This window comes from Chitinophaga sp. (assembly GCF_036566945.1).
Taxonomy (GTDB): domain Bacteria; phylum Bacteroidota; class Bacteroidia; order Chitinophagales; family Chitinophagaceae; genus Chitinophaga.
The window spans coordinates 1-13,891 of sequence record NZ_DATCVJ010000505.1; the positions used below are offsets into that span (position 1 = coordinate 1).

General features: G+C 46.3%; 11 protein-coding genes. 9 read left to right on the forward strand and 2 right to left on the reverse strand.

All coding sequences use genetic code 11. From position 1 onward, the window contains the following. The 8 genes from VIP81_RS15420 to VIP81_RS15455 all read left to right on the forward strand — a co-directional run. Positions 1 to 1,420 (forward strand): RagB/SusD family nutrient uptake outer membrane protein (locus VIP81_RS15420; RefSeq protein ID WP_331962429.1); only part of this gene is annotated, 1,420 nt, incomplete at its 5' end. Positions 1,421 to 1,450: 30 nt separating this feature from the next. Continuing rightward, positions 1,451 to 2,323, forward strand: a complete 873-nt coding sequence (locus tag VIP81_RS15425; RefSeq protein WP_331962432.1) for a hypothetical protein — start codon at positions 1,451 to 1,453, stop codon at positions 2,321 to 2,323. Between the two features lie 68 nt (positions 2,324 to 2,391). Further along, a complete protein-coding gene (locus VIP81_RS15430; protein ID WP_331962435.1) occupies positions 2,392 to 3,801 on the forward strand; it encodes a TlpA disulfide reductase family protein in 1,410 nt (469 codons plus the stop codon). Between the two features lie 35 nt (positions 3,802 to 3,836). After that, positions 3,837 to 6,386, forward strand: coding sequence for a M1 family metallopeptidase (locus VIP81_RS15435; protein ID WP_331962438.1), 2,550 nt, complete (start codon positions 3,837 to 3,839; stop codon positions 6,384 to 6,386). A gap of 26 nt (positions 6,387 to 6,412) precedes the next feature. Continuing rightward, entirely contained in the window at positions 6,413 to 7,522 is a 1,110-nt protein-coding gene (locus VIP81_RS15440; RefSeq protein WP_331962441.1) for a TlpA disulfide reductase family protein, read from the forward strand. Between the two features lie 135 nt (positions 7,523 to 7,657). Continuing rightward, positions 7,658 to 9,238 carry a DHA2 family efflux MFS transporter permease subunit gene (locus VIP81_RS15445; RefSeq protein WP_331962444.1) on the forward strand — a complete coding sequence of 527 codons (1,581 nt, stop codon included), beginning with the start codon at positions 7,658 to 7,660 and terminating at the stop codon, positions 9,236 to 9,238. Between the two features lie 37 nt (positions 9,239 to 9,275). Then, complete coding sequence (locus tag VIP81_RS15450; RefSeq protein ID WP_331962447.1) at positions 9,276 to 9,725, forward strand: MarR family transcriptional regulator; 450 nt, start codon at positions 9,276 to 9,278, stop codon at positions 9,723 to 9,725. 2 nt (positions 9,726 to 9,727) lie between these two features. After that, on the forward strand, positions 9,728 to 10,564 hold the full coding sequence (locus VIP81_RS15455; protein WP_331962450.1) for a universal stress protein: 837 nt from the start codon (positions 9,728 to 9,730) through the stop codon (positions 10,562 to 10,564). Here the strand turns inward: VIP81_RS15455 and VIP81_RS15460 are convergent. Together VIP81_RS15460 and VIP81_RS15465 are read right to left on the reverse strand one after the other, a co-directional pair. Next, positions 10,557 to 11,222 (reverse strand): hypothetical protein, encoded by a 666-nt coding sequence (locus VIP81_RS15460; RefSeq protein ID WP_331962453.1) that lies wholly within the window; start codon positions 11,220 to 11,222, stop codon positions 10,557 to 10,559. The genes VIP81_RS15455 and VIP81_RS15460 overlap by 8 nt on opposite strands. Positions 11,223 to 11,231: 9 nt before the next feature. Continuing rightward, positions 11,232 to 12,698 carry a patatin-like phospholipase family protein gene (locus VIP81_RS15465; RefSeq protein ID WP_331962456.1) on the reverse strand — a complete coding sequence of 489 codons (1,467 nt, stop codon included), beginning with the start codon at positions 12,696 to 12,698 and terminating at the stop codon, positions 11,232 to 11,234. Between the two features lie 128 nt (positions 12,699 to 12,826). Between VIP81_RS15465 and VIP81_RS15470 the strand changes: the two genes are divergently transcribed. Further along, entirely contained in the window at positions 12,827 to 13,840 is a 1,014-nt protein-coding gene (locus VIP81_RS15470) for a DUF3500 domain-containing protein (protein WP_331962459.1), read from the forward strand. The last annotated feature ends 51 nt before the right edge of the window (positions 13,841 to 13,891 follow it).

Sequence of the window (13,891 nt, forward strand, 5' to 3'; positions counted from 1 at the left end):
AACAGATGTGATACCTAAGACGACCAAGGATTTTGGTGAAATTTTGTATACAGATGGATATCCTACAGGAAATAAGTTGCTGCAGCCCTATTTGGCGTTGATGGATGATGACATTCAGGTTTATAATGGGCCTACAATAGCAGATAACCAGGCCGCGGTTTTCATGAATGCGGGGGCTTTTCAATGGCAGCCTGATTTTATAGAGGTTTGTGCGCGGGCAGGTAGTCCGGATAAAATGAATTTTAATTCGTGGCGGAGTTATTATCAACTGATTTTAGGAACGAATGTAGCTTTGCAATACCTGGATAATTCCATTGGCAGCAATACGGAAAAAGCGATGTATAAGGGCGAAGCCTATGCATTGCGGGCATTCTATCATTTTATGCTGGTGAATTTGTACGCAAAGCCATATAATGATTCCACCACCACACCGGATAAAAGCCCTGGTATACCATTGAAGTTAGACGCCAATCTTTCTGAAAGCTTTCCTGCCAGGAATACGGTAAAAGAAGTATATGCACAGGTTACCCAGGACCTCGACAGTGCCATTTATTTGCTGGACCAGGTAAAGTCAGACCAGCAATTATATCGTTTCTCTCATGTGGCAGCGCACTTGTTGGCCAGCAGGGTATACCTGTATATGGAGCAGTGGGATAAGGTGATTGAACATGCAGACTATGTGCTGAGTTATCATCCGCAATTAATGGATCTCAATGACTGGGGAGGAGAAGCAGATGCTTCTACTAAGCCTGTGATAGGCGCATATAACATAGAAACTATCTGGTATTACGGTTCCGTAAAAGAACAAACTCCCGCCGGTGGCGATGTGTGTTATGATGTTTCTCATGATCTGGCCAACTGTTATGAAGCTAATGACCTGAGGACACTCATCTATTTCGTCGCTACACCGAGTATCTTGAAAATATTTATTCCCAATGATTTTGTGAACAGAAAAATGACAGATCCTTATGGCGCTAAAGCCGATATGGGTTCTTCCTGGCGTAGTTCAGAGGCGTACCTGAATCGTGCGGAGGCGTACATTCAAAAGTATAAAACCAAAGGTGATGCGGGAGCCGCAGCGGAAGCACTGAACAGTCTGAACACCCTCCGTGCAAGGCGGATTGATAAAGCGAGTTTCGCGAACTGGACCCTGCAAACACCGGATGTACTCCTGGAAATGTGTCGTACAGAGCGCAGAAGAGAATTGTCCAAGGAATGCGGTCACCGCTGGTTTGACCTGAGAAGATATGGTATGCCAGCCATTAAACATATTTTCACTCCTGACATTAATGCCACCAGTGTGTATGAATTGCAGGCAAGAGATCCTCAGTATGTAATACCTATCCCAACAGATGTATTGCAGCGAAATATGTCATTGATGCAAAACCAACAGGTGAGCGGTGTCCGGTTACCAGAGTAAAAATTATATACTTATTCATAAACTTACTGTATGTCTACCTCTTTCCTGCGTAATATAATGGTTGGCTGTTTACCTTTATTATTGTGCATTTTAATTTCCTGTAGTAAAGAAGCATCGCTGACGCCAGATGAAATACCTGATTTCTATACTTTACCGCAGGGCCATCAGCCTTATGATGATTCTATAGTGGCCTTTCATCAACAATACGGATCGTATATTTTGTATCAGTTCAGCCAAAAGGATCTGACTTATAACTATAACAGTTATTTGCCGATGACATTTGGACCAGCGAATCCTGCCTGGATCAGTAATGCCATCAGTTACTTTAAATCGGAATGCCTGAATTATTATCCGGAAAGTTTTTTGCAAAAGACTATGCCTTTTAAAATTTTATTGGCGGCTTATTTCGATTCTTCTTACTCGTACGGTTCTGTACTAATACCCATTGGTCGGGCTTTGACCGGCTTTAGTGCTGTTCGTGGTGCATTGGGCATCGGTTGGGCGGATAGTACTTTATCACAACAATCTCCCACCCGGTTAAAGCAACTGAGAGGATTTGTGCATAGAGCTTACATGCAACAGGCGCTATTAAGCGGCGCATTAGAGGTGCCTGACGAGTTTAGAAAGTACCTCCCTGTGGGCGGCGGTTATAACAATCCAGGAAATGCAACGAACGGACTCATAGAAGGGAACCCGCTTGGTGCCACTAACAGAGATGTTGCCTGGGATTTTTCCAGCTACGTATGCGCCATTACTGGCAATACAAAAGCGGAGCTGGACGCGACTATTTTAAAACCTTCTTATGATACCCAAGGGTTGATACGGGCGAAGTATGCTATTGTGATCAATTTTTTTAAGAATAATTATGGGGTGGATCTTCAGGCTATTGGCAATCATCCATAAAAAAATGGCCTGACACTTCACCCTTTCTGCCTTTCTGATTGCCTTTAATTAAATCATTGCAAGTGACCATGAAATCATTCCCACTTATAGCGGCGACGCTGCTAGGCAGTATCGCCTCGTTTGCCGGCAACCCGGTTGCCACTACTTCCCTGAACGTAAGGGTGGGAATTACACCGGAGTATATTGGCTTTATGCAATTCAGTCATTTGGGAAATACCGGACTGTCAGAATATCAGACAGAAAACTTTTTTGTAGCGAAAGATAGGCCAGTGGCTACTTTTTCACGATCAGTGGATGCAGGCAAACAAATTGTGTATCTCAACAATACGCCTGTATTAGTCAATACGGGAGATAAGATACAAATGATGCTATCACCGAAATACAAAGATGGTAAAGTGCAGCCCAACCAGTTTTCTGCTGCCTGGACCGGAAAAGACGCAGGCAGACAAGGGATCCTTTATCTGGTAGATAGTTTGTATACCACCGGCGCAGAGATCAATAGCGTAGAACAGGTGGATGCACTAATGACCACCAGCGCACAACAGGTAAAAGCCGCGATTAACCGCGCTAAAATAACCGACAAGGAAAATATTGCGCTTATTAACGCATACGAACAAACGAAAGTATTATTCCTGAAGTTTTCCTTTCAGGAAGCGCATAAAAGTTTGTTGCCGGCAAAGGCATATGCCGACTGGTGCTTAACCGGTTTCGATATTGGTACACCGGCATTTTCCGGCATAGGAAATAAAGGCATGATGCAGCAAATCCTTAACATGTGGTGGTTTGCGAGGAAAATGCAGGACTCCACACTCACCGAGGGTTTAAAACTACCTGAAGTGATGAAATGGATGAAAAGCGACCTGGTAAAGGGATCATGGCTGGTTGATTTACTCGTGGTGGAAGGGAAGGCAAATGGTTTTACGCAGAAGTTCAAAAATATGTATGCAACGGCCGCTAACCTCGGTAAAGACGCTTCCCCAAAACACAGCATAGATTCCTTGTACAAAGCCTATGGCCAACTGGAAGTGGGAACACCGGCTTTTAATTTTGCATTGAAAAATGACCAGGGAGATATTGTTCGCTTATCTGATTTTAAAGGTAAAATCGTGATCATTGATATTTGGGCTACCTGGTGTACCGTTTGCGTGGCCGAATTACCCATCTACCATAAAATCAAAGATTCCTACAAAGATAAAAAGGATATCGTATTCCTGACCATTGGCCTTGAAGGCCCGGATGAGATGGAGTACTGGAAAGAATTTTCTGCAAAGAAGCAACTCTCAGGCGAACATAATTTATTTCTTCCCAACGATCCCAAAGACCCGCAGTGCAAACAATTTGTAGAACGGTATTGCCTGAGCGTACTTCACTGGGTAGCCATTGACGATGAAGGGAAAATATTGAATGGTAATCTGGGAGATGCTGCAGATCCCGCATTTACACAAAAGATTGCCAATTGCTATAAAATGAAAAACTAAACATACTTCTTCCGCCATTCTAATTATTGATGCTTTTGCTAAAGAAAATTTCAACACTGTTGATAGCGGCTTGCTGTTGTCATAACGGTTTTGCACAAACGAAAAAGGTAAGTACCGACGAAGCCTTTGCTCCGCTGGTTTATCCATCGGGCAGCAATGTTCGCACGGCCGATGGTAAGCCGGGTGCGGAATACTGGCAAAACCGGGCCGACTATCATGTAGAAGTGTCTTTGGATACGCTTACCCGTAACATATCGGGGAAGACAAACATCACCTATACGAACAACAGTCCCGTTACGCTCACCTACGTGTGGCTAATGGCGTCGCAAAACCGCTTTCGCAGCGATTCCCGCACCGCCGTGTTAACGCCGCCCCAGGGCAGTCGTTTCGGGGTGCAGGAATTTACAAACGGTTTCCGCATTCATGAGCTGCAAGCCGCCATCGGCAGGCAGCCGTTGAAAAAAGCCGCTTACGATGTGACCGATACCTATGTAAAAGTGATGCTGCCGGCGCCATTAAAATCGGGCGACAAAGCAGTGATCGCCGTCGAATATGATTTCACCCTGCCGTTCAACGGATCTGACTACCTGGGCATTCTCTCCGCCGCGCATGGAAAAGTATTTCAACTCGCAGGCGTGTTTCCCAGAGTGGCAGTGTACGACGATGTGCATGGCTGGAATGTATTTAACAGCGCGTACTACGTAGAACCTGGCACAATGGACCTGAGCATTACCTTGCCTGCTGGTTTAACAGTAGCAGGCACCGGTGAGCTGATGAATCCGGAAGCCGTGTTGCCCGCTGATGTATTTAAACGCTATCAACAGGCATGGAAAAGTGATACGGTGGTACATCTTATCACGGCCGCAGCGGCGGAGAAAGTGACTGCCGTACCCGGGCAAAAAACCTGGCGTTTTCACCTCGATAATGCCGGCGACGGTATGTGGGGGGCATCTGCCGCTTTTGTATGGGATGCCGTGAAAGTCAATCTCCCGGCGGGAAAACAAATGCTCGCGATGGCCTTATACCCACCGGATAGTAATCCGGAATGGTATGTCATTGCCAATGAAATGAAACGAATGGTAACTGCCTATTCCAGCTTATGGGCAACTTATCCTTATCCTACCTGGGTGAATATAGGCGGCTCCGTTACCGGTATTGCTTCGCCGGCGGTATCGATCATACATTATAAAAACTCCGGGTTTGGCAGCAGCATCTGGACTAAATCCAATCATGAACTGGGGCATACCTGGTTTAATATGCTGATTGCCGCCGATAGCAGGCATGGCTGGATGTGCGAAGGGTTGAATACGTTCATCAATCTCATTAACTGCGATTCACTGAAAGGAGAAGGGGCCTTTCAAATGGAAAATGCCATTACCTGGTTGTCTGCTTCAAAAAGTATGCAACCGTTGAATACTCCCGCAGCATCGGTGTTAACGGAGAATATGGCCATGATTATGTACGTAAAACCTGCCGTGGCATTGTCGCTCCTGCGTAATGAGGTGATAGGGCCCGAACGCTTCGACCCCGTTTTTCGTGCATTTATAAACGACTGGTCTTTCAAACACCCTACACCGGATGATTTCTTTCGTGCCATAGAAAACGGTACCGGCGAGGATCTTAGCTGGTTCTGGCGCAGCTGGTTCCTGACCGACTGGAAATCAGATCAGGCGGTGAAACAGGTAGTGTATGTAAACAATGATCCCTCAAAAGGGGTGGACATTACCGTAGAAAATATCGGTGATATGCTGATGCCGGTCAATGTGCTGATCCGCGAATTTAACGGGGATGCACATACGCTGCATTTCCCCGCACAAATCTGGCAACTGGGACGCACGCATACTTTTCATTATGCATCGGTTTCTCCGGTGACAGCGGTGATCATTGATCCCTTAAAAGTGATTCCGGATACAGACCGCAGCAACAATGAGTGCAAAGGTACCGGCGTAAAATTATCCATCGGAAAAGACGTAAGCGTGTCGTCTGTTATTGCCCGTTACCTGTTGGCCATAGGAGGTGAAGAGCGCCTGCGGCAGATACAAACCGCCACATTGAGCTATACTTCTCCGGTTACCGGACAGTATGTATTTGTTAAAAATAGTACGGCTGCTCAGCAGCAGATGACAATTTCCCTGACTAACCTGAACCTGCAACTGCGAGGCGTCATGGTGATCGACAGCAATGTGAACAGCCAACGATTAAATGAAGCCGTAGCACTGGATGCCTCACAACAGGATAATTTACGTATATCCGCTGCCGTATTTCCGGAGACTCATTTTTTTGAAAAGAAGTACCATACGGTGTTGTGCGATTCTACCATTCACGTGAACGGTATGAATGCTTATGTAGTGAACGTGACTACGCCGGCAGGTGCAGCGTGGAACTATTATTACGACATCAACACAGGTTATAAAATATTGGAAGAATGTGCTGGTAGCCCTGCGAAATGTCCTTTCTATACAAAACTGGAGTTTTCTGCTTATCAGCAACAAGATGGAATCACACTGCCCCATCAGCAAATCATCCATTTTTATGATGAAACAGAAGAGTCTTTGGTGCTGAATAAATGCGAATTAGATCATTGATTTTGGAATCATTTAAATCAAGCTATATGAAAAAAGTAATGCTGGGGCTTAGCCTGTGCGTGGCTTTTGGGGCGAATGCCCAGAAGCGCCTGGACCTGACTGCAAAAATTCCGGGTTTACCAAATGGTGATACGGTAGTCTTATGGGGGCCGTTAACACAAACAGTAGATAAAGTAGTGATCACCAACAGTTCCTTCCACTTTGACGTAGATATGAAGGACGGTGGCTCTACCTATATTTTGCAAATAGGCAAGGATGAAAAGGAAGACCGTGGTATCGTACTTTACTTAGAAGCAGGTAAAGTGAACATCACCGGTAAAGGACCTAATTTTAAAAATATGGTCATGACCGGTAGCCCATTTGTGGCAGATTGGGTAGACGTTAATAAAACCGTTCGTGCCGTCGATACCCTGAATGCACAGAAAGAGGCACTGTCCAATAAAGTATTAGCAGCCCAGCAGATTGGCGATGCGGATGCGGCCAGGGAAGCAAACGAGGCACTCAGCGCACTGAATCAAAATGAGGTAGTGGCCAGCTTAAAATGGATCAATAGTCATCCAAACTCAGGTGTTTGCTCCTTCCTGATCAATGCGTACCTGAGTAATAATATACCCAAAAAGGATTTACTGGGTGTTATTGAAAAACTGGGACCAGATGCTAAAAATACCTTTACCATTAAAAAAATGATCAGCCAACTTACCGGAGGCGCCTCCAGTTTAAAAGGTAAAGAAGCACCCGCATTTACGCTTCCTGATACCAACGGCAAAGCTATTTCCCTGTCTGATTATAAAGGTAAATATGTATTGCTTGATTTCTGGGCCAGCTGGTGCAAACCTTGCAGAGCTGCTACGCCAGGACTGATAAGCGCGTACGAAAAGTACAAGAACAAAAACTTTACAATTGTTTCTATATCCATGGACACCGATAAGGCTAAATGGTTACAAGCCATTGCAGAAGATAAAATGGCCTGGACACAGCTCAGCGACTTAAAGGCCGTAGAAAGCCCGGCGGCGAAAGCTTATGGCGTGCAGGCTATTCCCTATACGATGTTGATTGATCCCAACGGTAAAGTAGTGAATGTAGGTATTGGAGGAGCGGAAGGCTTAGATCTGGTGCTGTCTGACCTCCTGAAATAAATAAAATATACGGTTGGATTGATATCCTGTTGAAAAAGAGGCCGTTGCGGAACGGTCTCTTTTTATGGATAATAATAGTTTGAATTCAAACTATTATTTCCCTACCTTTGTTGCGTCAACTTTTCCGAAAGCAACATGGAACAACAAGCGTCGCTGGTAGAATATGGATCAAGGAGAATCATTATTACCATCACAGCAGTGGTTTGCGCCCTGCTCGAAATTATAGATACCACCATCGTCAATGTAGCCCTGCCGGATATGCGGGGGAGCCTCGGCGCTACGCTCAATGAAGTGAGCTGGGTGATCACCGCCTATTCGCTGGCCAACGTAATTATTGTGCCGATGACCAGCTGGTTGTCCCAGCAGTTTGGTCGCAGAAACTATTTTACCGTTTCCATTATACTTTTCACGGTATGTTCATTTTTATGCGGTAATGCCACCAACATCTGGGAGCTGGTGGTATTCCGCTTTTTACAGGGCCTCGGCGGCGGCGCGCTGCTGGTGACCTCACAAACCATTATTACGGAAAGCTGGCCCGCCGAGAAAAGAGCCACCGCACAGGCCATCTATACTCTAGGCGTTATTGTGGGTCCTACACTGGGACCGCCACTCGGCGGTTATATCATCGATAACTATAGTTGGCCTTACATCTTCTACATCAATATTCCCATCGGCGTAATCGCCGCTTTGCTCACCCTGCAATACGTACGCAGTCCGCAATACGAAAAGAAAAGAGACGCCAGCCAGGTCGATTGGTTAGGGATCTTTTTACTCGCCGTAGGTGTTGGCTCCATGCAGTTTGTTCTGGAAAAAGGACAGGAAGCCGATTGGTTCAGCAACGGGCTGATAGTAATCCTCTCTGTAACGGCTGTTTTGGGCCTGTTTTTCTTCGTGTGGCGGCAAATGGTATACAAGTATCCCGTAGTGGAATTAAGGGTGCTAAAGAACGGGAATTTGCGTATAGGCGTGGTCCTTTCTTTTATCATGGGCTTCGGCTTATTTGGTTCCACCTTCGTGATTCCGCTATATACCCAATCACTGTTGGGCTGGACCGCCCAGCAATCGGGCATGCTGCAATTACCCAGCACCCTCTTCGTAGCTGTGATGATGCCGGTAGTAGCCATGCTCATTCAACGGGGCGTGCCACAGAAATATCTCATCGCCAGCGGTATGACCATCTTTTTTGTATACAGTTATCTTTCCTATAAAGTATTGTCGCCGGATACCGGCAGCGCCGACTTTTTCTGGGTGCTCATTATCCGTGGTTTTGGTTTGGGATTATTATCGGTACCGGTAAGCACCATGTCACTATCTACCCTGAAAGGGGCTGAAATAGGGCAGGGGGCTGCCTTTTCCGGGATGATGCGGCAACTGGGCGGGGCCTTCGGTATTGCCCTGATTTCCACTTTTGTAACGCGGCAAACAGATTTGCATAGAAGTACCCTGGTCGATCACCTGGACGTGAATAACCCCGCCGTGCAGCAACGGGTAGCACAACTGACCGCCAGCATGCACAGCAAAGGTTTTGATATGGCGACGGCACAAACGAAGGCATATGCCCTCCTGGATGCCTCCGTGATGAAACAGGCCACCGTATTATCGTATATGGATGTATTTCTCTGGGTAGGGATTATGTTCCTGGTATGCGTGCCGTTTGTATTATTGCTGGTGAAAACATCCCGGCAAAAGGTGAGCCTGGCGGAGGCCGCACATTAAATTGTCACATCATGGTGAAAACGATATATTTGTTTGCATGATGACGACTAAAAATATAGCAGAACTGGCGCGGGAACTCGGCAGAGCCCATGGTGAAATGAGACTTTATTTGCGTCAGTACCTGCAGGTAAAAATCAAGGAGCATGAAGTAGATATCAGCTTTGAACTGCTCGAAATCCTCGCTTACCTGTACCGGAAAGACGGCGTGAATCAGCAGGAACTGGCAGATGTAATGGTGAAAGATAAATCCAGCATGACCTACCTGATTGATAATCTCGTGAAACGTGAAATGGTAACGCGTACGGAAGATCCGAACGACAAAAGAAGTAAACTGATTTATCTCAGCGCCAAAGGGAAACAGCTCGAAAAAAAACTGGCCCCCTGGATTGCGGAATTATATGAGAAAGCCACGGCAGGACTAAAAGCCCATGATATTCAACAGGCATTATTATTGGTGCAGAAAATGAATGAAAATCTAACAAAATAGTTATGAAAACATTACTCGTACCCGTTGATTTTAGCACTACTTCAGAAGAAACCATCCATTTCGCTGCGGCCTGGAGCCAACAGTATGAGTATAAGCGGGTGATCCTGCTGAAAACTTTCTACCAGAATGTTTTTAGTGATATCGTAATCTCCGCAGAATACGGCGCGGTGAGCCAGGATTTTATGGAAAGCCACCGGGAGGAAGCCATGGAACACCTGGAAACATTATCGCAAAAGATCAGGGCGGCGGCAGATATCACCGTGGAGATAGCCGTCAGTGAACTGCCTTTGTTGAGAGCCGTGATGGAAATTATCCATGAAGAAGCACCGGATATGGTGATGCTGGGCAGTGATCATGGCGACAGTGACAGTCTTATTTCCCGTAACATTATCCCCATCGCCAAAGCCAGTCCAATCCGCGTGATGGTAGTACCGGCAGGATTTACGTATGTGCCGGTAAAAAATGCACTGGTGCCGGCCGACTTTAACGCATTGCATGCCCTGGATAAACTGAATAAATTAAAAGCTTCGCCGGTATGGGCAGCTACCCGTTTGATGGTGCTGAACGTAGACCCCGAAGAACATTATAAACACCCCGATGAACAGTTCCGGGAAGATGAACATAACCTGCACGAATACCTGAAAAATTTCAACCACGAATTATATTACCGCAACGATAAAGATATCATCAGCAGCATTATCAATTTCACGGCCACCAACGATGTGCAGCTCATCATCGCCTTACCGGGTAAACATAGTTTCCTGTACTCCTTAACCCATAAAAGTATTTCTGACGCAATTTGCCGCTCGGCCAAAGTACCCGTCATTATCCTTAAATAACCGAGGGCGATTTTGCCGGCGCCGGGATGAATTGTAATCCAATGAATACACCCGCTTCAGCGGCCATTATCAGCAGGTAACGCAGCGAGCCGCTCGCGAAATCACCGGTGACCCAAAAAAACAATAAGGCAGATAATCCACATACCATACCAATGGAAGCAACGCCCCATTTCGTTATTTCCAGCCATTGATACATTTTATGTACTGTTTTCGTAGAGGCGGGTACGTTAGGGTACGTTTTGCGCAGCAGGTAAATATTTTCTATGATGTCGCATAGCCAGGGCAGTAACTGTAGCCATGCCAGCCAGGTAAACAGTGCCGTGCCGGCGGGATTCATCTTCTCTGCTACTTTAATGCATACCAGGAATATACTGCCATAAGCGGCCGGCATAAAGAGGAAGTCCATCCACAGCTGTCCGCGTAAAGCAAGGAGTGTTTTGGCCTGTTGCACTACCGGCAGCGCATATACGCCTTTTATAATACCCGGTATTTCCGCAGGCGTACCCGGAAACTCCAGGTCAAGGATACTAAATCTGCGCATCACCACATCCATGGTGAAAAACTGCCGGCTTTGCCGCATCATGATAAATGTGGTCAGCAGCAGCACTCCCATTGAAATACATAACCAGTACCAGGCGTCATTGATGAGTGTTTCCATGATCGATTGTTATTTGGTGAGCTGCTTTTGTAATGCAGTCCGGTTGTCTTTATAAGTACTCCAGTCAAATGTTTGCAGGAACTGGCAGGCCGCAGCGGCCCCCATGGCAAACATGTCTATTTTGTCCTGGTCAGATAAGAAGAAATTTAACCAGTTGTATTTATCATCAGAGAGATCCACTTTGCCTACGCCTTTCTGATACACCTCATTTTTCAGTAGAAAATCTTTATCGTAGTAATTGCGGATGGTATTGAACATGCGACCCAGGTAGCCGGTGAGCGACCAGTAGAAAGGGTTTTCGCCTTTGTCGCCCGGTCGGCTATCGTCGAGGTCTATCCCAAAAGAGGGCAGTCGTGGTACGGGAACACTGGGGTTAAAAAAAATGCTGATCGGGAAATTAGAGAGAATACCGCCATCAACAAACCGCGCGCTGGCAGGGGGACTGCTGTTATTGAAAAAGCTTTTCCAGGCGGCTATGATCCGGTCATCGCTGTAAGGAATATCGTTGATCATATAGGATTCAAAAAACACAGGTATCGACATAGACGCCCGGATAAATCCTGCCGGCTGCATGGTGTCTGCATCTGTGCGGAAAAGACTGCACATAGCCGGGAACTGGATTTTGTTTTCCGTCACCAGTTCAGAAGCAATGAAGGTAACATCGCCTTTTAAATCAGCCACGCCGCTTTCGTTGTGTACCCGGAGCGAAAGCGGAGGAGTAGTACTGGCTTTTTTATTCAGGTCGCTCACAGTGGCTACTCCATTTGCCAGCAACAATTTTTTGATCCAGTCGTAAAAAACATCGCCGGGGTTAATGCCAAAGCCGGAGTTTTTGAGTCGTTTCAGCAGGTTCACAATATAAGATCCGCCAATACCGAGCAGCAGGGACCAGAAGCCGCTTAAAATGAAGCAGGCGCCTGCCCAGGCAGAGAGCGCAGGGAATTGGCTTCGGAGTCCTATCAATACCACATCTGCCACTATCAGCAACCCGAAAAATCCGAGCAGGAATAGCAGCCAGTTTTTTGTTTTGGTAACAAAATCTTTTTTGGTAATAAATCTCCGGATGAGCCAGCGCGCCGCAGGGTGGCCGTCTACCAGCGAAAAGAAATCGAGGTCGCAGATGGCCTGTAATACTTCGGCCGATTTTTTATCCTGCTTATTGTTGATAACGGTGATCAGAGCAGTGTTGATAGCACCGGCGCTGGTGCCGGCCAGCCGTAAAAAACGGATCCCCATTTCTTCCAGGATATAAGTATATCCTACGAGAGCAATGCCGAATACGCCGCCTCCTTTCTGTACCAGGTTTACATATTGATTTCCGGCAGCATCCACCACATCCGATACTACGAAAGGTCTGCCCCCATTGGCGGGATCAAACGTTTTTTTTAAATTTTCCAGGTCCGCTTTTACCCTGCTGTCGTTGATAAAATCGGTAATAGTCAATTTAGCTTTGATGCTGGATTTTTTAGGGGGCATAAGATCAGATTAAAAGAGGGTAGACTTCTAAATTAATCAATTTTTCGATTGGTAGGGAGGAGGAGGTTGCATATTCCCGGTTTAACGTTTATATTGAGCTATTTCCACGTTATTCAAACTGCCCGCGTATGTACCGGTCTATCCTGTTAATCACTCTTGGTCTGCTTTTCCTGACGCCCGTTCATGCACAGGATATGGCCGGCAAAGCCAATCAGTTTATTCGTCTTCTTAGCAAAGCGCAGCAGGCGCAAACGCTTTATCCTTTTGATACAGGAGAGCGGTACCATTTCTCTTACGTTCCACGGGATGACCGTAAAGGTATTTCCGTAAATGAGCTGAATGCAGCGCAACGAAAGGCACTCTTTATTTTATTAAGCACTACACTGAGTGAGGAAACGGTGAAGAAGGTGAATGATATTATGCAGCTGGACCTGGTGCTGAAGGAGCTGGAACACAGGCCGGAGAATGATCATTACCGGGACCCCGGCAAATATTTCCTGACCATTTTTGGAGTGCCTTCCGCGCATACTATCTGGGGCTGGCGTTTTGAAGGTCATCATGTGGCTTTTAATTTTTCGGCAGAAAAAAATGAGCTGGTGGCCGGAACGCCCGGTTTTCTGGGCGCCAATCCCGCTATTGTGCTGGAAGGACCTCAGAAAGATAAGGAAGTATTGAAAGCAGAAACGGAGCAGGGGTTTGCCTTGCTGCGGTCCTTATCTCCCGAAAAACTACAAAAAACCCTGATAGCTACTAACGCACCTGCAGAGATTATTACGGGTGCCAGCAGACAAGCCATGATTGCACATCCTGCGGGTATCCGCTACGCCGAATTAAGTCCGGCAGAACAACAGCAATTACTGGGTTTAATCAGTTTATATGTGCACCGGTTCACGAAATTATTTGCAGACAAAATGTTGAAAGATATTCAGCAGGCAGGGATGGATAGCTTGTATTTTACCTGGGCGGGCAGCACAGAACATGCCTTGGGAAAGCCTTGCTACTACCGGATTCAGGGGCCTACGCTGATTATTGAATACGATAACACGCAGAATAATGCCAACCATATTCACACCGTAGTGAGGGATCTTAAAAATGATTTTGGCGGCGATTTGTTGCTGGAGCACTATAAAGCCGCACATTAGGAAGAGCAAAAAGCATAAGGCATAAAGCAAAAAGCTATTGTTGCGAATGAT

Coding starts and splice junctions, on each gene's coding strand:
- VIP81_RS15470 (WP_331962459.1), top strand. CDS start 12,827: ATGTACCGGTCTATCCTGTTAATCACTCTTGGTCTGCTTTTCCTGACG.
- VIP81_RS15460 (WP_331962453.1), bottom strand. CDS start 11,222: ATGGAAACACTCATCAATGACGCCTGGTACTGGTTATGTATTTCAATG.
- VIP81_RS15465 (WP_331962456.1), bottom strand. CDS start 12,698: ATGCCCCCTAAAAAATCCAGCATCAAAGCTAAATTGACTATTACCGAT.
- VIP81_RS15445 (WP_331962444.1), top strand. CDS start 7,658: ATGGAACAACAAGCGTCGCTGGTAGAATATGGATCAAGGAGAATCATT.
- VIP81_RS15440 (WP_331962441.1), top strand. CDS start 6,413: ATGAAAAAAGTAATGCTGGGGCTTAGCCTGTGCGTGGCTTTTGGGGCG.
- VIP81_RS15430 (WP_331962435.1), top strand. CDS start 2,392: ATGAAATCATTCCCACTTATAGCGGCGACGCTGCTAGGCAGTATCGCC.
- VIP81_RS15450 (WP_331962447.1), top strand. CDS start 9,276: ATGATGACGACTAAAAATATAGCAGAACTGGCGCGGGAACTCGGCAGA.
- VIP81_RS15455 (WP_331962450.1), top strand. CDS start 9,728: ATGAAAACATTACTCGTACCCGTTGATTTTAGCACTACTTCAGAAGAA.
- VIP81_RS15425 (WP_331962432.1), top strand. CDS start 1,451: ATGTCTACCTCTTTCCTGCGTAATATAATGGTTGGCTGTTTACCTTTA.